We start from the raw sequence: 18,298 nt of genomic DNA, 5'->3' as shown, positions 1-18,298 counted from the left end.
ATTGGACTGACATGCAAGATTCAACATACATGCCCGAGTATCTCGGAACGGCTTCCGAGGCCGGATTGCCGCCCGTCGTTCGGTCGGAAATCGTGACCGTTGACAAGCGGAAGTGGCTCATCGGTATGCGGTGGCGCTCCTACGAAATTTCCCCGGAGCGTATGGAGTTGGGTGAAGAGGCCGCCGCTATGCGGGCGGACTGGGTCGCCCGCCGTGTGGGAGATGAAGCGATTCAGGTTGGATTCAGCCCGGCCCTGTCTCCGGGCTGGCCGAGCAAGATATATAGCCTTGCTGCGCTCCTCGCTGATTCGCACAAGGTGCCGTGGGCGGGTGCATTCGATCTCGGTGACGGTCTTTGGTGGTATATCGCCGTTCGAGACAATTACGGGTTGATGCCGGATGGCGACGTAGTTGGCACGTTTGAGGATATCCAACAGGCTCGCCAGGACCACGCGTCACTTGAGGACTTCAACCACGTTAATGGAACGCTCGAGCAACTCGAGGAGCTGATCGATCGCGCGACTGCGAAGCGAACGCCGATCGAATCCCTGACAGCGCCTCGTTACTCAATGCGTATGGTGTTGTCCGGTGTAGCAGTCGTAGTCGCTCTCGCTGGCCTCTACTTTGCGTACCAGTACTACGAGAACATCCAGGAGCAGAGACGACTGAAATCTGCCCGTGACGCTGCGGCGGAAAGCGCTCGGCTAGCGGCTCAGGCGTCAGTGCCGGACGCCGGGAAGATCCTTAGGTCAACCCCGGACTCGCAGATCTGGATAGACGCATGTCGACGTGCTGTCTATAGCGAGCCCGCGTGGCAGATGGGATGGCAGCTTACGTCGTATCGCTGCTCCGACTCCCAATTCATGGTCAGTTGGAGGCGCGGGTCGGGCGCTACGATCGCCAACGTACCCCACGGTGCTGTTGTCGCTGACGATGGGAATACAGCGTCCCGATCGTCGCCACTCCCATTGCCGGTCGGTTTGCAAGGCACGGATAACGCGGTCGCGCTTCGCGCCGCGCGCAACGCGCTCGTCTTATGGTCCCAGGTCCACCAAATTGCTGTTGCGGTTTCAGCGATGCCCGCGCCCCAACCGAAGCAGCGTGACCCTGCAACGATCGCAGCTACGGCCCTTGGCGATGCCCCGCCGCCGCCGATTCCCGCAATTCAGTTCTCCTTCGCCGTTCCGACAGCACCGTTTGCGCTCAGCTTTGACAGCGTACCTGGTGTCCGGATCAATGAAATGCAGTTAGACGACGCCACCGGCTCGGCCGGTGGTGACTCGTCGTCCTGGAAAATCGCAGGGGTGGTCTATGGACGTTAGAGCAAACGGTGCCGGTGGGAGTCGGCAGATCATTCCGCCGCCCGAAAAAATTGGGGCGCAGATCGCGTTTGATCGGCTGACGATGAAGGTATGGGCGGACAAACAGACAGCGAGAAATCCGGTGTTCTTGTCGTGGATCGACCGTAACAAGGACGCTGGATTTGCGCTCAAACACGAGACGATTGATCTCGCTGCAGTGATGCAGCTCCGTGATGGGCAGGGCTTTCGGTTTAGCAACCGTGATGCAGATCAACCTCAACAAGAGGGATACGAAAATCGCGCTGAGGCGCTCGAATTAATCGAGCGTGCTGCCTACTACCGCGCGTCGGATATTCACTTTCTCTTGCGCGGTCAGCACGCAATTGTGCAGCTGACAGTGAACAACGACTTGCGACACTTCCGGGAGTACCAGCAGGAGAAAGCTGAGCTTCTGGTCCGTGCGATCTGGCAAGGTCTCGTCACAACCGGCGATGCGCAGTGGCGTGATCACGAACGTCAAAACGCACAAGTTACCGGCGAGAAGCTCAAAAGCGACACGGGGGTCACATCGATCCGGATTGTGCGCGGTCCAATGTATCCGGCCGCTCAAGGTGGGCAGTTTATGGTGCTTCGCCTGCAGTACGCGAATACGGTACGAGCGGAGCGTCGCGCAGGCCTCGAGGTACTGAGATTTCCGGCGCCGCCCCATGGCGAGTTTCTGCTGCCGAAGATGGGATTCACGGAGCAGAACATCGCGAAGCTTCGCCACATTATGTCGATGCCTGACGGGATTCTGATTATTACGGGACCCACCGGGGCAGGCAAGTCGACAACCGACTACGAGCTCCGAAAGGAGGAGGCACGAGTCCGTCCTTACCTGAAGCAGATCATGATCGCGGACCCGATCGAGTTTCCGGAGGAGTTCTCGACGCAGCTTCCCGTGACGAACGCGCTCGACAAGGCAGCGACAGCGGAGCAGTTTGCAGAGGCAATGGCCGCGGCACTGCGGATGGCTCCGAGAATGATCTCCCCAGGCGAAATCCGAGGAGCTGAAGTCGCATTGATGGCGTTTGAGGCGGCGACCACGGGCCACAAAGTGTCAACGACGCTGCACGTTTCAGACGCATTCCTCTGGCCGGACCGCCTCGAATTGATGGACATCACTAAGCTTAAGCGCCGGATGTTCTGCGATCCGAAAATCGTTCGAGGTGTGGTCGCTCAACGGCTTCTTAGCCCTCTTTGTCCCCATTGCAAGGTTCACATTGACGATGCACCAGGGGCAGTGAGCCCCTCGGTACTTGCGGCCCTTCGGACGTGGTCCGAGGACGGCGATCTGAGCAAGGTCTATGTGCGCGGCCCAGGCTGCGAGGAGTGCAGCCACGAGGGAACCGGGCCGCGCTTCGGAATCATGGAAGTCGTTGTGACCGACGCAAGACTGATGGCTGACTTCATTGATCGCGGTACCGCAGTTGCTCGCCGAAATCACCACCGCCGTCCTGACGCCGATCCCCCTCTCCTCGAGACTGCAATTGGCCACGTGCTTTCCGGACGAGTGGATCCGAATCACGTCCAGGAAATGGTGGATGTAATCGTGACCAAGGAACAATTTCACGAAGTTGTAGACGTGGCTGTTGGCGATGCGAACCGACGCTCTTTGGAGATCGCGAATGCCTAAGGTCGACGGCTTGAAAGGGCAGCTGCTAAACGCGCTGGGGTTAGGCCGAGGCGGGCAACGCGTGCGACAGAAGACGCTATCCCGGAAGCGAACTGGCTGGTGGGGAAGGATTTCAGACGCCGCTGATCGTAAGGCATTTAACTGGGCCACGCGTGAAGCGCTGTATGACCACCTCGCTACCCAGAATGGAAATGGGGTATCGGTCGAAGACGCTCTGGATGGATTCGCCGCCATCATGCTTAAGCGGAAAAGAAGGAGTTCCGCTGCTCTGGTCGCGAACGTCGCCAGGAGAATGCGTGAAGGCATGCCCCTCCGTAAGGCGATCGCGATAGCAGTGCCGCTTGATGAGCAGGCGATCATCGCCGGCGGCGAAATGTCGGGAAAGCTTGGGATAGCACTTGACCTTCTCATTAGTTCTCACGACAGAGTCGACGCGGTCTTGCGCGCCTACAAGGCCGCTGCGATTCGGCCCGTCATGTACTTGGCGATGACGTATGGGGTGATGTGGGCCGTCGGCGAGTACGTCATGCCGAGCATCATTCAGGGCCTGCCTGAGAGCAAGGTCCAGGGTATGGGCATCGTAATGTACAAGGCGGCCGACTTCTCCCAGTCGTGGTGGTCCGTCGTGCCGCCTCTGCTATGCGCGGTGGCGTTCTATGCAATCCGATGGTCCTTTCCGCGTTGGATCGGGCCGACACGGATCAAAGCCGAACGCTACTTCCCCTATTCGTTCTATCGCGACATCGAAGGATACAAGTGGCTCTCGACCTTCTCCGGAATGGTCGAGGCGGGTATTACTGACGTGCATGCGTTGGCACATCAGATGGCGACTGCGAGCCCGTGGTTGCGTGAACGCCTCTGGCATATCCGGTACCGGATGACTGACGGCGGGAAAAAGCTTGCCCAGGCGCTGGAGGAACCGGGCGCGGGCGGGAAATTGCCACCGTTTGAATTTCCGAACCCCACGATAGTAGACCGCATACGCTCGATCGGTGGATTCAAGGACTTTAGCGCGAAAGTGAGTCGATTAACGGAGCGATGGGCCCTACAAATCGAACGTGAAGCGCTTAGCAAGGCGAGAAAATCAGGCTTCTACGCAGAGATGGCCATGTACGCGCTAATGGGATTTCTGATGTACGCGATCAACGGCGTGACGACCCAGCTGGGCGCGATCGGCGGAACCTAAGAGGAAGTCGCCGCCGGAACTTTTCTTAACGAAGCATCGTGATGGAGGTGGGAGATGGATGAAATTATGGGCTCCTGGTTTAAATACCTGGTGCGCCTGGTGGGTATCGCCGCGATTGTGATCATTCTGGTCTCAATCTTTAGCAAGAACAAAGGTTCGACCGAAGTCGCGAACCTGACGCAGCTCGCGACGAATATCGCCAACACTTATACCGGTCAGACCGCTTTCACGGGCGTCACCACAGCCATCGCCACCAAGTTGGCTCCGTCGAACATGGTGACTGGGAATACGCTGATCAACCAGTGGGGTGGCTCGGTAACGGTGGCAGTCGACGCGAACCCGTCGCAATTCGCGATTGTCGAGAACGGTGTGCCGAGCAGCGGGTGTGTGGATATGGTGAACAAGGCGACGAACTATGTAACGATGACGCTGGCCGGAACTGTGTATAGCACGACCAATCCGCTGGATGCCGGCGCGGCCGTCACCGCCTGCAATAGCGCAGCGACGCAGACCATTACCTTCGTCTACGGCCACTAACCCTTCCGAAGCATCGACGTCATGACTCTGCAGGACATCGTTTGGTCGGATCTGTGCGTGAGCATCGATCCGACCAAGGCTTGGTACAAGGAAACCCCTGACTCGTATGTGGCAGCTCCGCTGCCCAACGAGACATGGGACGAGGTCCGGAGCATGTTCGAGACGCTTGTATCCGAGTGGACGCTCCGGGGTGGCGAGAAAGCGCGATATGGCTTTTCGGTCGTATGGCCGCCGGCAGTGGGTGAAAGTGTGCGGGTGAAACGGATCCCGCTTGCAAACGGCGAATTCGTCTTTGTATGCCGCGCTTTCCGATTCAAGCCTCGTCAGTTCGGGGATATAGGTATGGCCGCCCCGCTCCAGGCGAAGCTGATGGGCAGGGACGTACGTGATGGGATCGGCCTATTCCTCGGTAGGCCGGGTGCAGGGAAGACGACCACCGCGAGTTCGTTCATCCAGGAACGGGCGCGCGTGTTAGGTGGAGTTACGTGGACCATTGAAAGTCCGATTGAGATGCCTCTTGAAGGTCGATATGCGAACGGGTACATCCACCAACGGGAGGTTGATACGCCTGAGGACATGTTCGAAGCCGTAAAGGATCTCGCCCGCGCGACGCCAAACGTTCTGTTTGTTGGAGAGGTCCTTGATGATCGAACCGCAGAAGTGGTGGTCCACGCCTCGAAGATGGGGTTCTTGGTGTTATGTACGTATCACGGTAGTGACCTGATCAACGGGATCGAACGGTTCGCTCGTGCTGCAGGGCGCGGTCAGCCCTCCGCGCAATTCGTCGACTCGTTTCGCTTCGCAATACATCTTGATCTGCGGCTAGGAAACACAGGTGGCGACCCGCGCTCCATCAGCGACGAGCTAATTGGATCCATGAAGACAGGGAACCCACCTCGAGTACTTTCATCCCGATCGCTATTTTGCATGGCGGACGCGGATCCTGTACGCAGTCATCTCAGAAGAGGAGAGTTCACCCAACTCGGTACAGAGATTGACCGCCAGAAGAACGAGCTCCTTCGAATGCAGTCGGAAAAGAGCTTTGTGCGTCAAAGGTGATCCGAAATGCGATACCTGCCTCTCCTCGTTGTGGCCATCGCTTCGGCAACCGGTGCCTATATCGCCTCGATCCAGCAGATGGTTCAGCCGACCTCGTACACGGTGTCGAGTGCAGCTGCAGCTTCTCAGTTTCTGGCCTACCGGTCGGCTGTTATGGCCTTTATGAACTCGAACCCGGGCTATACCGGCGTGATTCAGCCTAGCCAGCTCGCGGTGTATGCGCCTCAGTATTCGCCAACGTTCATTTCGAGCAACGGCGTGGGCAACGCAGTTACGCCTTCTGGATCGGGCCGACTCATAACCGTGTATGCCGCGCTACCAGCGGGAGCGCTACAAACTGTCTTGGCGCAGTCCAACAATGATGCGTCCGTGGGTGTCTCAAATGGCAATACCTGGACCACGGCGGCCACTGGAATGAATGCGGTGCCTCAGCCTCTGAATGTGACCGTTCCCCTCGGAAATCTGGTGTCGGTGGTTAAGACAGGAAACTGAATATGAGTGAAGTTCTTGGGGTCCTGTTTGCGATTCTTGCAAGTATGATGTTTCTGCCTCAACTGCAAAATGGTGTCGCCACCCAACGCCAGGTTATGACTGATGTCACGACGGCGCAGCAGCAGCAGCAATGGGTCGCCGCGGTGACAAACTACGTCAATCAGAACATGTCAGCGCTTCAGGGAAGCGTGACGACTTCGCCAACGGTTCTGACGGTTGCAGCGGTCAAGGCTGCCAACGTTGGCCTCCCGGCCGGCTTCAGTGGGACAAACCCGTTTAACCAAACGTGGACGGCAGCTGTTACCCAGCCGACGGCTGGCAATCTACAGGTATTTGTATACACGACCGGTGGAAACGTCATCCAGGATCAACGTCTTGGATCAATCGCACGAGCTGCTGGTGGATTTGGCGGGATGATTCCGGTAAATAACTCAGGGGTGTACGCCGGCGGCGCTGCGAACGCGTACGGCGCGTTCGGCGCATGGCAGATCCCGACCGCCGGGTACGGTGTTACGGGGGGAAGGCCAGCCTCACTCCTGAATTTCAACAACGGAACGCTGACGAATAACTTCCTGTATCGAAATGCTGTCCCAGGGCAACCCCAGTTGAACCGAATGAACACTGGGATCGATATGAACGGAAACGACGTGGCCAACGCCGGCAATGTTTCGACGAAGACGATGACCGCCACGGGCAATATCGCTACCAACGGTGAGAACCCGAATGACATGCCGCCGGGTTGGGGCGGTGGTGTCCGCACGTGGGATGTCTATGCCGGCGGGACGGTTGCGGCTGGCCCGGGCGGTGGGGCGCAACCGGCTGCGTATATGAACTATACAGGCCAGATCTCGGGGCGTCAGATCAACTCGTCTGGGGACGTTAGCGCGAACGGCAACTTGTTCGGGGCAAACGGTGTGGTGACAAATGGCAACGTAACCCTGTCGAGCGACAGGACGTCAATCATCAATCCTGGTCGGATGCACATCAACGCAGGGGAGAACCTATATCTCCAGCCGTGGTCAGGCGGCCGGACGGTAGTTGGTGGAGGCGGGGAGTGGCCAGCTCGAGGTGAGCGGGCGCTTGTATGCCGATGAATATGTTCAAGTGAACGGCTGGGCACAGCAAGGCGCTGGTTGCGGCCCGAACGGGTTGATCGCGAACTCCGGTAACGGCCCACTGTTTTGCCAATCCGGTGTCTGGACAGCCGGTGGCTCGCTCAGTACGGTCCAGGTTGATACGGGCGGGTGGCAAAGTCAGGCATACGCCGGTTGCCCAGCGTCGTACACAGTGATCGGCGGAAGTTGTGCGATGACCCGGGGGGGAGACGGTCGGGTAATCCAGCCTCAGATTTGCAAGCCACAGGGCAACGGCTGGTTCTGCAACGAGCAGAATGGGGGCGGCTGTATTGCGTACGCGGTCTGCGGGCACTGAGCAGGCTTCTCGATACCGAACGGACGAATCAAAGCCGGGGTTTTCACGTGGCGACGATGGCGTGGCGGTGTGCCATGCCATCCTTGCAGATTGACGCCCTATCTAAATACCAGCGCCTGGGAGGTTCAGGCAATTCACCACAAACTGAGGATCAGCCCACTGATTGGACCAGTAGGTATTGTTCGCCCACCAGTTATTCAAGCCGTCCGTGTACACCTCCTGGTAGCCCCCCTGAGGTCCTCCGCGCAGTTGCCCGATGCTGCAGTATGCATGCGTACCAAGGTATTGGCCGGTACTGTTGACAACGACCACGTACGTGTTGACAGAGAAGGAACCGCCTAGGGACCGCCACACACCGGATTGGCAAATATGTGTGGTCGGCGAGCAGAAATTCTTGGTATACCCAGAATTCCTGCAGGTACGCCCCCCGATAATGCTGGCCGACTTCAATTGGCCAGTATGCATAGTCAAAACCAGGCATTCGGCAAGGCACTTCGATCCTTGCGCAAAGCTCGTAAAGTGACCCAGCGGGATCTGGCGATCCATGCTCGCCTGGACCGTTCGTACGTCTCGGCCATGGAACTCGGCGAGAACTCGCCCACCCTCGATACGCTCCTAGCGCTTTGCCGCGGATTGGATATTTCCCTCGTAGACATGTCTGCGGCAATTGAGCGCGAGCTTGCCTCCAATCATTGACCCCCAAACTTGTGAAGCCTCTTACTCCCTCGGCCGGCAGCGGCATTGTCAGCAACGGACGTGTCGGTGTGGCGGGCGCGGCATCTGGGTACCATACGGAGCCGCCTGAACCCGATTGGGTCGCTGCCAGTCTGGGCGGTCCTCCAGTCTCGACTAGCTCGACAATTGCGGAAGCCCTTAGCGCGTACGTCCAGCGCATCTCCGTGTTCAAGCGAGGGGCGGAACAGGAGCGATATCGCGCTCGGCCGATCGCACGTTCTTTCCTCGGGAAAATAACCGTCGGTGAGGTCACGACGGTCGACATCGCAGCTTACCGGGACATGCGATTGGAAACGATCGCTCCTCAGACCAAACGTCTGGTGTCGCCGAACACGGTACGCCTCGAGCTTGCGATGCTGAGTGACATGTTCAATATTGCGATCGTTGAATGGGGCGCAAGGGCCGACAACCCGGTGACGCGCGTCCGGAAACCGAAGTTGCCACCTGGTCGGGACCGGCGTGTTTCGATGGTCGAGGAGCGACGACTGTTGCGTAGCGCGTCTGTGCACCGGAACCTCGAGCTCCATTCGATTGTTGTTTTGGCGTTAGAGACAGCCATGCGCCAAGCAGAGATCCTTGGATTGACCTGGGAGAATATCGATCTCCGATCGAGAGTTGCACACCTCCCGATTACGAAGAACGGCACCAAGCGCGATGTTCCGCTGAGTTTGCGTGCCATCGATGCCATCACACGCTTGGGCGTACGTGCAGAAGGTCGGGTATTTAACTACACATCGAACGGATTCAAGTCAGCTTGGCGGACGCTCGTGAAGCGATGCGCCATCGAAGATCTGCACTTCCACGATCTCCGGCATGAGGCCGTTTCCCGCCTATTCGAACTCGGCACCCTCGATATGATGGAGGTCGCAACAATCAGTGGGCATAAGTCAATGCAGATGCTCAAACGATACACCCACCTCAAGGCAGCGAACTTGGTGGCAAAGATCGATGGTCGGAGGACCTTGAACCGCGGTCGTCGCGTTGTCACGGAAGCAGTTGTGCCGTATCCAGCGTTCATCCAGCAGGTCGGAAAGCAGGTGACCTTACAGTTCGTGGACTTCACGCACCTCATAGTCGAGGGCACGGACGCAGACGAGGTGGCCGCTAGAGCCCGAGATGTACTTCTACGGGAACTCGTGAAAGCTGTAAGGGAGTCCCGGAGACCGCCTACGCCTAGCCGTCCAGTGGAGTCTGATGGAAGTTGCCACGCGATTGTCGTTAACCCACTATAGCGCGCAGAAGAAGGGGGCTTTGCCCCCTTGAGCCATGCCTATAACGAAACGCGAGTCCCCGTCGCAGGCACTCTCATGCGGGCTGTGTGCCTGTCACCAGCGATAGGTCAGCGACACCTTGACGATCGGGTAGACGGGGAGCTTGTTCGCCTTGGACTGGAGGTTCTGTTCCTCTGCCGCGACATTTTGCGAGCCGGCCGCGTTTGCGATACTTGCGGGAACATCGAATGACACACTCGGCTTGCCGATCGCGACGCCGGCGTCGAACGCCATCGAGAGGCCCGCCTTGCCGTTCGGATTGTGGCCAAATCCGATTCCAACATACGGACGCACGGTCGGGAACTTCAACTTCGCGTGGATGGTCTCGCCGTCGGTGGGCACCGTGACACCATTGATGCTGTAGGTACCTTGCGAGCTGGTCGCATCACCGCTGAGTTGATCGCCGCCGATCAAGACGCCAGCGGTCAGGCGGATCGGAACAATCGACGGCGCCGGGAAGAAGTCTCCGAGCAGCGACGCGTGAACCAGCCGAATGTTGGCGTTGTAGTGCAGGTCTCCAGCATTGAATCCCCGCGAGTAGCTGAATCCATTGACTTCGACGCGCGCGCCGAAGTTCTTGTTGATCCCGTAACCGTAGCCGATGCCAAGGCCTTCGGTTCCAGCAGATCCATAGATTTCGTTGCGCGATTGGGCTTGGGCGGTCGATGCAATACCCGCCGCGAAGGCAATGAGGACTACCGAGCGTTTGAATTTGGATGTCATGTTTTCCGTCGATTGATGATTTGGTGAAGTCCGACCGTGGACAAATCCAGTCTAAGTGTCAGGTCTTGTGATGCAAATCGACGTTGACCGGCAATCTCCAGGTAGCCGATACGTTGTCAGTAGATGAAAGTTGAGGCCGAGTGATTGGCGTACGTCGTGGACAAACATTCGGGCGGCAAGTTTCGCCGTACACCTCGAGAATGAAAGTCCTCAAATTTGGCTGCTGATCGGCGCCGGCAACGAAAATGTGGATTCGCTTCTTGAGTGTTTGGCTGACTGCCACCTTCCTTGTCGTGCAACCTCGCGCGGCCCTCGCGGACTGCTTCGACGACGCAGCAAGCTTCCACCACGTCAACCCAGTCATTCTCAGGGCGATAGCCATTGTGGAAAGTGGCGGCAAGACCGACGCGACGAACAGGAACAGCAACGGTTCGGTTGACTATGGAATGATGCAGATCAACTCGATTCATCTTCCGTCACTGGCGCGCTACGGTATCGGGAAGGCTGACCTGTACAACGGATGCAAGAGCGTCTATTTAGGCGCCTGGATTTTGCGACGATCGATTGACCGCTATGGAAATACCTGGGAGGCGGTCGGCACTTACAACTCGTCGACGCCTGTCTATCGCGACCGGTATGCGGCAAAGATTAAGGCGATGGTCAACAGACTGCTGACGCAAGGCAACGGGGATCAGAAATAGAATGTCTGCTGATCCCTATGAGACCCGATATAAGCCGGGGGACGCGTTGTCCCCCGCGGGTCGAAAGGCCGCCGATGAGAGATATTGTGGTCTCGAGGGATTCAAGTGATACAGCAGCGTCGGGTAAAAGAGTGTGGGCTCGTCACGAGCAGTGCACAGTACCCTTCGTGTCGGCTTCGGCTCCAAGTGCTACGCCATTAGCACCGGGGCATACTGGGCGCGCTGCCCAGTATGCTATGGCAACGATTGCCGAGTATCCTCAATAGTAACGGCCCCGTATGGAGCGGGGCCGTAGACGGATCTTAGAGCACCTGATCTGCACCTTGACGGAGCTTGCTGATCACGTACGGTACGCAGTTCCAGAGCATTTTCAATGTCCACGCACCCAACATGGTTTCAAAGCCCTTGAGAGCAAGACTGATAAGGTCTGCGTAGTTCACCGATCCTGGCATCACTTCAATGAAGGCGTCCCGGACGCTGTCGGTCGCCCAGAGAGCGCCCGCGTAGATGCCGAGGACCATTCCGACCATAACCGCGAAAGCGACCACGACGGCGGCGTTAGCAACCACGACCTCGCCTTTCGAGCGGCGGCCGTCTTGTTCGAACGGCGCCCAGATTTTGCTTTGCCGCGGAGCGTTGACGACTTCGTGGTACGTCGGAAGGCTCTCGCGTTCTTCGATATTTCTCATCGCTCACTCCTTGAAGAAGATCGCGGGATTGAACACGCTTCCCGCGCACGTAGATCAAGGATAAGGTCGTAGCTTCAGAAGGCAAATCGCCTCGCGGATCTCACGCATAGGGACTTCAGCGGCGCCCCAAATTGATCAGTCGTCGGAGAAGGCCAGGCCGGGGCGCGCTCCCGTTCCGACGACGCGGGGTGTTCCGGTGAAGTAGAGCGCCTACGCTGTACAACGCAACGACGTTCATCCATGGCCCGCCTACCGTATTCTTGACGGATGTTCTATCGAGGACTAGCACAACGAGTACGACTGCGAGAGCAACACCGTCTATCCTCCACTCCCAGTTCGGCAGAGCGCGATTGAACTCACCCGTAAAGCGCCGCGCTATTGCTCGTGCCCGCCGCGAGAGATTACTGGGGTTCGGCTTTTCCATCGTCACGGACCTGTTTGGATTTCACGCGTTCGCACCAATCTGACAAGGCGGGATACCGCGAGGAAATGAGGGAGAGCTTGCGGTCGAGGAGGAGGCAACGTGCGTCCCGAATTCCCGGTTGGCCTTGGAAGACGTCAAGGCGATTAGTGGAATCCTCCAGTGATGCAAGGAGCAATTGCACTGCGCGCCTACCATCGTCAAGGTCTCCCCCGACATTCTCGGGAGCGTGCGCGTCTCGGGCTCTCCGCATCACAGTATCGAAACTCTGGTCTGGCAGCACGAGCTCGATTGCAGTGGCAAAGCGAAGTACGGACTCCCGCCTGTCTTGCTGGGAACGACGGGCGAGGGCCGACCGCTCGACCGCTGTGCGGCGGGCCTCAGAGAAAGCGACCATGCGCTCGGCATTCCGAACACGGCTGATCCTATAGAGCTCAGCTGGCCGCCCGCCGGCACCAGGAGTTGCAGGCCGCCGGGCATCAGCAACTCCAAGGAAGCGGGTGACCATCTGACGTGTCCAGCCGCGGTCGCGGAGTTGAGTGATGTCGAGTGTCTCTTCGGGCGGATTCGCCCCCTCCTGGTGCGGAGGTGTCGGGTGAGCTGCTTGTTCCAACGCAATAAACAACGCGGTTCTCCACGTGCGTGATTGTTTGACGTGGATGGTAGCGCCTTGGGGCTAACGCGGCGCTTCAGAAGTCTGACGGGAGGACTCGGCTTTCGAAAGACAGCGAAGCCGTGGTGCACGCTAACCCTTCGTACTCCGACGGCCTTTAGGCTTGTGCTCGGCGCAGTGGTACTCCGTGTAGTGCCTTGGAACGATCAAGGGGAGTTTGCAGGTCGCACAGTGGTGGAGTTTGATCTCTGCAGCTTCGTTTCCTCGCTGGTTGATCGACTGGGCGTCCGCGAAGGTGCGAATAAGCGTATAGAGGCGTTGGGAGCTGATGATGGCGTTGTCCTGACCACCACATATTTCGTGATACCACGTCAATGTGCGGGTAAACGCAATTCGAGGGATGCTATCCGGCATCATACCTTCGTATGTCCCGCTTCGAAGGGACTTGTGAATCCTCCGGTAAGCGAGCAAGAGAAACGCCGCATGCATCTGGATCCGGTGGGTCTTTGTGAACCACTCGAGGCTTGAAGGCAGTTGTCCTGATGTCGAGTTCCGTCCGATCTCTTGGGTGTACATCTGGTCGATCTTCGGGTCCGGCACTCGACTCATGCTCTTGACGACCGGGCGTCGGGTGCCCGACTGAATCAGGACACGAGCGATGCGTTCGTTTAGCGTAGGTTGACTTCCGACAGTCAGCATTTTCAGGGCCTCGGGGGATAGGGATTGTCAGATGTTCATCAACAGGGACGTGATCACGTGGTCGCGGTCGAGCTCGAGCTTCCCATCAACCAGCTTGAGGTCGAACCGTGACTTCCAAAGCGGGAGGCCGGCGTTCGCGACAGCACGAATGTCGGCATGAGAAAGGTTTCGGGCGATCTCGTATTGCTCTTCGGTAAGACCAAAGGTGAGAGCAGCAGCCGGATCGGCATGTCCCCTAAGGCTTCGATAACATTCGAGGATCTTTGCGTTTGCATCGGCCATTGCGACTTTTGTGAGAGCGGGAAGGAACAGCTCCGGTCCGTTTGCATGACTCATCAATTTCTCCTGGAGACGGCGTGACGTAGGTTATGCAGCAGCTTGAAGCGTCAAGGCGTCTGCAAATGCACGAAGTTGGTCGGCGATGCTGTCGATCTTTGCACGCACTGCAGGATTGGAATCCCGCATCCGAGTGATCATTGCCGACGGGAAGAGCGAGAGCAGGCCGTTGACACTTTGGTCAAGTTCATCGAGGTTGTTTGATGCCTCTCGTGTTTCCCCGAGTTTCGCATCGAGGTCCTCGAGCTCACGCTTCAGTGTCTCGGCGCGGGCCGTAGCGGTTGCCAGCTGCGCGTGAACTTGTTCAAGGCTCTCTACATCCTTTGGGAGCACCTCAACGAATTTGTCGACATATTGAACTTGCGTGGTAGCTTTGCGGAGTCGATCGACTTCTTCTTGCGCTTCGCGGAGGTCGTTCAGGACAGCACTGCGATCCGCCTGAAGCTCTCTGTTCATCTCTTCTTGAGCTCGTAGTTGGACGACTACGTTGTCGTGCTTGGATTCCGCTTTTGTCCGTTCATTCTCTGCGTCCTTTGCGTGCGCTTGAGCCTCTGCAGTCGTGGCGGAGAGTTCGACAATTCGCGCGTTGGCTTCTTCCAGATCGCCCCGAATCGCTGCGGTCGCAGTATCGACGAGTTTCTTTACCTGGCCAGCGGTCAGAGGGCCATTTTGTGCCTGTTCGTCGATCGCTTCGACGACGCGAGGGTCGGTGTTCTCGTCGAGAAGATGAAACGCGTCGAGCGGTAGGCGAGCAATGTGGTGGGGAATGTATCCCTCGGGATGAGTGAAGTGCTTCGCGACAGTCCGACCGATTACACGGTACGTGCGATAGGTGCTCGCGGATTTGCCGGTGACTTGGCAAAAGTACGCTTGAGCCTGGGCTGGGTCCCCGATGATCTCGTTCAAACGAAAAGTGATCAGGGCGATTTGAACCGCCGTCTGTTCGAGGCTCGTGAAGTGACCACGAAGGCTAACCGCGAGAGCGGCAAGTTCTTGCTGGTGGTCATGTGCGAGGCCTGCGGGCATCGTCGGGATCGTATCGGCGATTGAGTGGGCGGCCAATGAGGACATTGAAAGAGCTCCGGAGGTTGTACGAGGGCGTTCGCGCTTGAAAGCGAGATGATTAGCGGGCGCGTCGAGCGAGCGCAATGGTTCCAGCCGCATCGCAGGGCGGCAAAGCGCTGCGGTGGTGGGCGGGCGGCGTTGTTGCCCAACGTGGGCGTCCGCGGCGATGGTCTTCGTCCAGACGGTATGGCTTATGGTTCATCAGATGTGCTCTCTACACATGGAGCGGCAATTGTTGCCGTCGATGTAGAGGAAATACGGCAATGTCGGTCGAAGTTTCACCCCCTAGCTGAAAAAAAACTTTGCGCCCCGCGCATTCATCGCCAGCATTGGGTTCGCCGGCGAGTCGCTTCATTCATCGGTGTTGAGGTGCGCGATTGAAATTGGGAAGCTGTGAATGAGAAAAAGCCGCGCAAACAGATGTCTACGCGGCTATCAATGTCACGGTCTGACGCGCTTCTAGGATATGGAGTGGCAGTTCTAATTGCCGGCCGCGATCAGCGCAAGTTGGCGAATCAACGTGGCGAGAGCGGCTAGGCCAACACTTGCGAATGCGAAGGTGGCCGCGAGTTTGTGGACGTCGGCACTTGCACGCAGCATATGGATGTAGGCGCGGCGCGCGCGACTCATCATGCGCTCGAAGAGAGACCCGCGCGGTGCAACTGTTGGAACGCTTGGCTTCCCTAGACTTGCGTCTCGGATGTTTGCAACCGCGGCGTTTACCCTTCTTTCCAGACGCATAAATGTCTCTTCGATTCGCTTCGAATCAGCGTCAGAGCTCGCGTCGAGCTTTGCCCAAATGTCTACGGTCAGTGCATCGGCCAACTTCTTGTGAATTGCCGTGATGTCCGCGCTGTTTAGGACCGACTGCACGCGCTCAGGCATTGAGTCGGCACTGAGCGCGACTGCCTTAAGTGCACCGGTGATCTTGATGAGGTCCTCAACAGTGGCAAGAATTTGGTGATCTGCGGTTTGCCGTAGCAGTAGGAGTTCGTCTTGTCGCTTGTTGTGTGCTTCGAGTACAGCAACGACGCTGCGGATTTCGCCCCGGAGCGCAGTCGCCTCTTCTGCCTGGAGGGCATATAGCGCTTCCACTGCGCCTCGGGGACCCCGCAGCACCTTTACTTCTCCTCGGCCGGCTGGACCGTCGGATTGGATTCAACTTGGATTTTGGGCAGCCGTAGTGCCGCGAATGCAGTGTCGAGTTCCATCTTCGCGCTCACGACCGCGCGCTGAATGCCAAGCCGTCGGATTTTCGCCATGGTATCCGGTGAGTCGGGCGATTTTCGGAGTGCCTCGTCGACCACTTTCTTGTGGTCGGTCTTGTCGTTTGCCACTTGGTCGAACGACAGTCCTTCGGCGCGGAGGTCCGCGTGGATCTGGTTCTCGTACACGACAAGGTCGCTGTAGTAGGCGAGCCCAGGGGTTTGAGTGAGGAAAGCGATCACCGGCTCGAATTGAACATCCAGGTCCTCGTCGGCATCGATCGTCGCCCGGTTGAACAAGACGCGCAGTTTTTCCGGTTGCAGTCCGGCCTTGAGGAGAAGCTCGATAGTGCCGAGAGTTTCCTCCTGGACGCGGCCATCCGGGGTGGTCGGAACGATTGCGACATCGAAGTCATTGATCGCGCCGCGTACACGACTGTATTCCTTCATCACGTCGGAGTACTGCGAGGCTCCGACATCAACGATCAAGTTTCTGCGCTCGATGATGATGTCGTCGATCAGCTTCTTCAGGTCACCGCCACGATATCGGACGACCTCAATGCCATAGCGGCTCGCATCCTGGTTTTGCTTTTCGACGGAGAACACCCGCGGCTGCTTGAGTCGGGGGTGTAGCAGCGATGCGACGGTAGTGCTTTTCCCGACGAGGCTGGTGGAATGGATCACAAGAATCTTCAACGGCATATGGGTCCTTTTCTCCGGTTCGATTAGGTGTTGGGGTTTGTCTTTTGCCGCCTGTATGCGGCGAGCTTTTCTTGGTGCTCAGGGGATCCGAGCCTGTAGCTCGTCTCAAAGCTCTCAGGGGAAGAGGTGGCAGCAGTCTGAATACTGTCGCTCTCGACGGGGTCGGGCCGAGTGAATGTCTCGCTTGACCGATTGGCATTCTCGGTGGGGCGACGCAGTTCGGTAACAGCGGTCGGTGTGTCCGCTTGGACGCGGGCTTCGCTAGGCGGCGCGGTGCGAGGTGCTGACGCCGGCTTCTTGGCTTGCTTGCGAGCGTGACTCTTTAGATGCTTCTCGACGCCACTCCGAGACACTTTGGTCTGATGCGCGAGAAGAATGTACTCCGCTATTTCGGAGTAGCTGGCGCCGAGGTCCTTGAGTTCCAGCATCGTCTCAACGAGGCCGGCGAGTTTCCCGCGGGTTCTCGCGCGTCGTTTTTTTTCCAAAAAATCGTGTAACGAGGTCACGGGGATTTCGCTGGCTTTGCTGTTACAGACGCGGAGATATTTACACGGACCTCTTTAGTGAATCGAATGATTGCCACGGGAAGATGGCATTCATTAAATCGCCGTCGCGAATAAGCCGGACTAACGAGGAGTATTTGATCACTGTCGTAGAGCGCGCTGCGGACCCGTGTGGAACGACGTCGACCTAGTAGGAGAGAACTGTAGAGTAACGTCGAAAGTTGCGGAGGCGCTCGAGGAGCGCCAGAGATTTACAGCGCAGGTTTGCAGAGCAACGTGGAGTATCGAGTCGAACCGACGAGCAATGCGGGCCAACAGGGAGAAACAGGAGCCCGGGCGAGGCTGGCAGGCGGTTGACGGGCATGGTTAGGTTCAGTCGGGGCAAGGGCGCTTCAACTGGCTGAAATGTGCGGCGAAGCCGCTTGCAGTAAGGCTGTCGCTGTGATTTACTTCGGCCATAGGGGCAATCGTGCCCCATTCGGTAGTTTCCTGCGCCGCGTTGGCGGCATGCGAACCCCTCGCTGGATTCGCTCTTTCCAGAGTCAGTCGGTAGCACTACCGCTGGCCAGTCTTTCAGGTGGATCAGCCTCAGGGCTGTCGCCTTGAAATACGAAGACGCGCGCAAGCGCGTTTTTTTTCTCCCCCGGCAGATCGGACGACAATCGGATACAGAGGAAGGGCGAAACCCTTTCCTCGTGCGGATGAGCGTCCGGTACCGGGGATCACAACGAAGACAATGGAAAAGTCCGAAAGGTCGCACGACCTGCGGTAGAAGAGGCTTTTGCTGCTCGCCGGATGGATTGGTGAGCGGGCTATCGCGTCGGGTCGCAAGACCGGCCGATAGAGGGCTCAGCCTGCATGCTGTACGGCATGTGGGAGTTGAACAGTCGAGGCTCGTACCGGGCCTACATCGTCGCAAGACGAACCGGTGCAGTATGGTCCCTGCTTGAAAGG

The 18,298-nt window shown here is 57.9% G+C and carries 18 protein-coding genes; 10 read left to right on the top strand and 8 right to left on the bottom strand.

What is annotated here, in order from left to right:
* Positions 1-11 precede the first annotated feature (11 nt).
* From pilO2 to LXE91_RS40470, 9 genes are all read left to right on the top strand, one after another.
* Positions 12-1,322 (top strand): type 4b pilus protein PilO2, encoded by a 1,311-nt coding sequence (gene pilO2 / locus LXE91_RS40510; RefSeq protein WP_046543852.1) that lies wholly within the window; start codon positions 12-14, stop codon positions 1,320-1,322.
* Positions 1,312-2,976 carry an ATPase, T2SS/T4P/T4SS family gene (locus LXE91_RS40505; RefSeq protein ID WP_052760130.1) on the top strand — a complete coding sequence of 555 codons (1,665 nt, stop codon included), beginning with the start codon at positions 1,312-1,314 and terminating at the stop codon, positions 2,974-2,976. The genes pilO2 and LXE91_RS40505 overlap by 11 nt, the downstream gene beginning before the upstream one ends.
* Positions 2,969-4,162: a type II secretion system F family protein gene (locus LXE91_RS40500; RefSeq protein WP_046543851.1), complete on the top strand. Its 1,194-nt coding sequence runs from the start codon at positions 2,969-2,971 to the stop codon at positions 4,160-4,162. Before LXE91_RS40505 ends, LXE91_RS40500 begins: the two co-directional genes overlap by 8 nt.
* A 54-nt stretch (positions 4,163-4,216) precedes the next feature.
* The gene (locus tag LXE91_RS40495) at positions 4,217-4,699 is read left to right on the top strand and encodes a type 4 pilus major pilin (RefSeq protein ID WP_046543850.1); all 483 of its coding nucleotides are present in this window, start codon (positions 4,217-4,219) and stop codon (positions 4,697-4,699) included.
* Between the two features lie 21 nt (positions 4,700-4,720).
* The gene (locus tag LXE91_RS40490) at positions 4,721-5,758 is read left to right on the top strand and encodes an ATPase, T2SS/T4P/T4SS family (RefSeq protein WP_046543849.1); all 1,038 of its coding nucleotides are present in this window, start codon (positions 4,721-4,723) and stop codon (positions 5,756-5,758) included.
* A 6-nt stretch (positions 5,759-5,764) separates the two neighbouring features.
* Positions 5,765-6,250 carry a type IV pilus biogenesis protein PilM gene (pilM, locus tag LXE91_RS40485; protein WP_076841540.1) on the top strand — a complete coding sequence of 162 codons (486 nt, stop codon included), beginning with the start codon at positions 5,765-5,767 and terminating at the stop codon, positions 6,248-6,250.
* Positions 6,251-6,252: 2 nt separating this feature from the next.
* Positions 6,253-7,344: a shufflon system plasmid conjugative transfer pilus tip adhesin PilV gene (pilV, locus tag LXE91_RS40480; RefSeq protein WP_278068191.1), complete on the top strand. Its 1,092-nt coding sequence runs from the start codon at positions 6,253-6,255 to the stop codon at positions 7,342-7,344.
* Between the two features lie 706 nt (positions 7,345-8,050).
* Positions 8,051-8,377 carry a helix-turn-helix domain-containing protein gene (locus LXE91_RS40475; RefSeq protein ID WP_307871457.1) on the top strand — a complete coding sequence of 109 codons (327 nt, stop codon included), beginning with the start codon at positions 8,051-8,053 and terminating at the stop codon, positions 8,375-8,377.
* Positions 8,378-8,697: 320 nt separating this feature from the next.
* On the top strand, positions 8,698-9,648 hold the full coding sequence (locus LXE91_RS40470) for a site-specific integrase (protein WP_226147274.1): 951 nt from the start codon (positions 8,698-8,700) through the stop codon (positions 9,646-9,648).
* A 93-nt stretch (positions 9,649-9,741) separates the two neighbouring features.
* On the opposite strand, the gene LXE91_RS40465 is transcribed toward LXE91_RS40470, so the two are convergent.
* A complete protein-coding gene (locus LXE91_RS40465; protein ID WP_046543846.1) occupies positions 9,742-10,410 on the bottom strand; it encodes a hypothetical protein in 669 nt (222 codons plus the stop codon).
* A 245-nt stretch (positions 10,411-10,655) separates the two neighbouring features.
* Here LXE91_RS40465 and LXE91_RS40460 point away from each other — a divergent pair, with 245 nt between their 5' ends.
* On the top strand, positions 10,656-11,111 hold the full coding sequence (locus tag LXE91_RS40460; protein ID WP_046543845.1) for a lytic transglycosylase domain-containing protein: 456 nt from the start codon (positions 10,656-10,658) through the stop codon (positions 11,109-11,111).
* A gap of 302 nt (positions 11,112-11,413) precedes the next feature.
* Here the strand turns inward: LXE91_RS40460 and LXE91_RS40455 are convergent, their stop codons facing one another.
* The 7 genes from LXE91_RS40455 to LXE91_RS40430 all read right to left on the bottom strand — a co-directional run bounded on the left by LXE91_RS40455 (position 11,414) and on the right by LXE91_RS40430 (position 17,347).
* Positions 11,414-11,800: a hypothetical protein gene (locus LXE91_RS40455; RefSeq protein ID WP_046543844.1), complete on the bottom strand. Its 387-nt coding sequence runs from the start codon at positions 11,798-11,800 to the stop codon at positions 11,414-11,416.
* 1,166 nt (positions 11,801-12,966) lie between these two features.
* Positions 12,967-13,443 carry a hypothetical protein gene (locus tag LXE91_RS43850; protein ID WP_423191631.1) on the bottom strand — a complete coding sequence of 159 codons (477 nt, stop codon included), beginning with the start codon at positions 13,441-13,443 and terminating at the stop codon, positions 12,967-12,969.
* Positions 13,444-13,560: 117 nt separating this feature from the next.
* Positions 13,561-13,869 (bottom strand): hypothetical protein, encoded by a 309-nt coding sequence (locus LXE91_RS40450; protein WP_046543841.1) that lies wholly within the window; start codon positions 13,867-13,869, stop codon positions 13,561-13,563.
* Positions 13,870-13,899: 30 nt separating this feature from the next.
* A complete protein-coding gene (locus LXE91_RS40445) occupies positions 13,900-14,940 on the bottom strand; it encodes a hypothetical protein (protein ID WP_046543840.1) in 1,041 nt (346 codons plus the stop codon).
* A 474-nt stretch (positions 14,941-15,414) separates the two neighbouring features.
* Complete coding sequence (locus LXE91_RS40440) at positions 15,415-16,029, bottom strand: hypothetical protein (protein WP_046543839.1); 615 nt, start codon at positions 16,027-16,029, stop codon at positions 15,415-15,417.
* Positions 16,030-16,055: 26 nt separating this feature from the next.
* A complete protein-coding gene (locus LXE91_RS40435) occupies positions 16,056-16,841 on the bottom strand; it encodes a hypothetical protein (protein WP_046543838.1) in 786 nt (261 codons plus the stop codon).
* 23 nt (positions 16,842-16,864) lie between these two features.
* Positions 16,865-17,347 (bottom strand): hypothetical protein, encoded by a 483-nt coding sequence (locus LXE91_RS40430; RefSeq protein WP_135370891.1) that lies wholly within the window; start codon positions 17,345-17,347, stop codon positions 16,865-16,867.
* Positions 17,348-18,298 lie beyond the last annotated feature (951 nt).

It is taken from the genome of Burkholderia contaminans (assembly GCF_029633825.1).
Taxonomy (GTDB): domain Bacteria; phylum Pseudomonadota; class Gammaproteobacteria; order Burkholderiales; family Burkholderiaceae; genus Burkholderia; species Burkholderia contaminans.
The sequence above is the reverse complement of the archived record's forward strand: the minus strand, read 5'-3'. Positions and strand labels throughout refer to the sequence as shown.

What these genes read in the sequence shown, in the direction of transcription:
- pilO2 (WP_046543852.1), top strand. Translation starts at nt 12, where the DNA reads ATGCAAGATTCAACATACATGCCCGAGTATCTCGGAACGGCTTCCGAG.
- LXE91_RS40505 (WP_052760130.1), top strand. Translation starts at nt 1,312, where the DNA reads ATGGACGTTAGAGCAAACGGTGCCGGTGGGAGTCGGCAGATCATTCCG.
- LXE91_RS40500 (WP_046543851.1), top strand. Translation starts at nt 2,969, where the DNA reads ATGCCTAAGGTCGACGGCTTGAAAGGGCAGCTGCTAAACGCGCTGGGG.
- LXE91_RS40495 (WP_046543850.1), top strand. Translation starts at nt 4,217, where the DNA reads ATGGATGAAATTATGGGCTCCTGGTTTAAATACCTGGTGCGCCTGGTG.
- LXE91_RS40490 (WP_046543849.1), top strand. Translation starts at nt 4,721, where the DNA reads ATGACTCTGCAGGACATCGTTTGGTCGGATCTGTGCGTGAGCATCGAT.
- pilM (WP_076841540.1), top strand. Translation starts at nt 5,765, where the DNA reads ATGCGATACCTGCCTCTCCTCGTTGTGGCCATCGCTTCGGCAACCGGT.
- pilV (WP_278068191.1), top strand. Translation starts at nt 6,253, where the DNA reads ATGAGTGAAGTTCTTGGGGTCCTGTTTGCGATTCTTGCAAGTATGATG.
- LXE91_RS40475 (WP_307871457.1), top strand. Translation starts at nt 8,051, where the DNA reads ATGTGTGGTCGGCGAGCAGAAATTCTTGGTATACCCAGAATTCCTGCA.
- LXE91_RS40470 (WP_226147274.1), top strand. Translation starts at nt 8,698, where the DNA reads ATGCGATTGGAAACGATCGCTCCTCAGACCAAACGTCTGGTGTCGCCG.
- LXE91_RS40465 (WP_046543846.1), bottom strand. Translation starts at nt 10,410, where the DNA reads ATGACATCCAAATTCAAACGCTCGGTAGTCCTCATTGCCTTCGCGGCG.
- LXE91_RS40460 (WP_046543845.1), top strand. Translation starts at nt 10,656, where the DNA reads ATGTGGATTCGCTTCTTGAGTGTTTGGCTGACTGCCACCTTCCTTGTC.
- LXE91_RS40455 (WP_046543844.1), bottom strand. Translation starts at nt 11,800, where the DNA reads ATGAGAAATATCGAAGAACGCGAGAGCCTTCCGACGTACCACGAAGTC.
- LXE91_RS43850 (WP_423191631.1), bottom strand. Translation starts at nt 13,443, where the DNA reads ATGAGTCGAGTGCCGGACCCGAAGATCGACCAGATGTACACCCAAGAG.
- LXE91_RS40450 (WP_046543841.1), bottom strand. Translation starts at nt 13,869, where the DNA reads ATGAGTCATGCAAACGGACCGGAGCTGTTCCTTCCCGCTCTCACAAAA.
- LXE91_RS40445 (WP_046543840.1), bottom strand. Translation starts at nt 14,940, where the DNA reads ATGTCCTCATTGGCCGCCCACTCAATCGCCGATACGATCCCGACGATG.
- LXE91_RS40435 (WP_046543838.1), bottom strand. Translation starts at nt 16,841, where the DNA reads ATGCCGTTGAAGATTCTTGTGATCCATTCCACCAGCCTCGTCGGGAAA.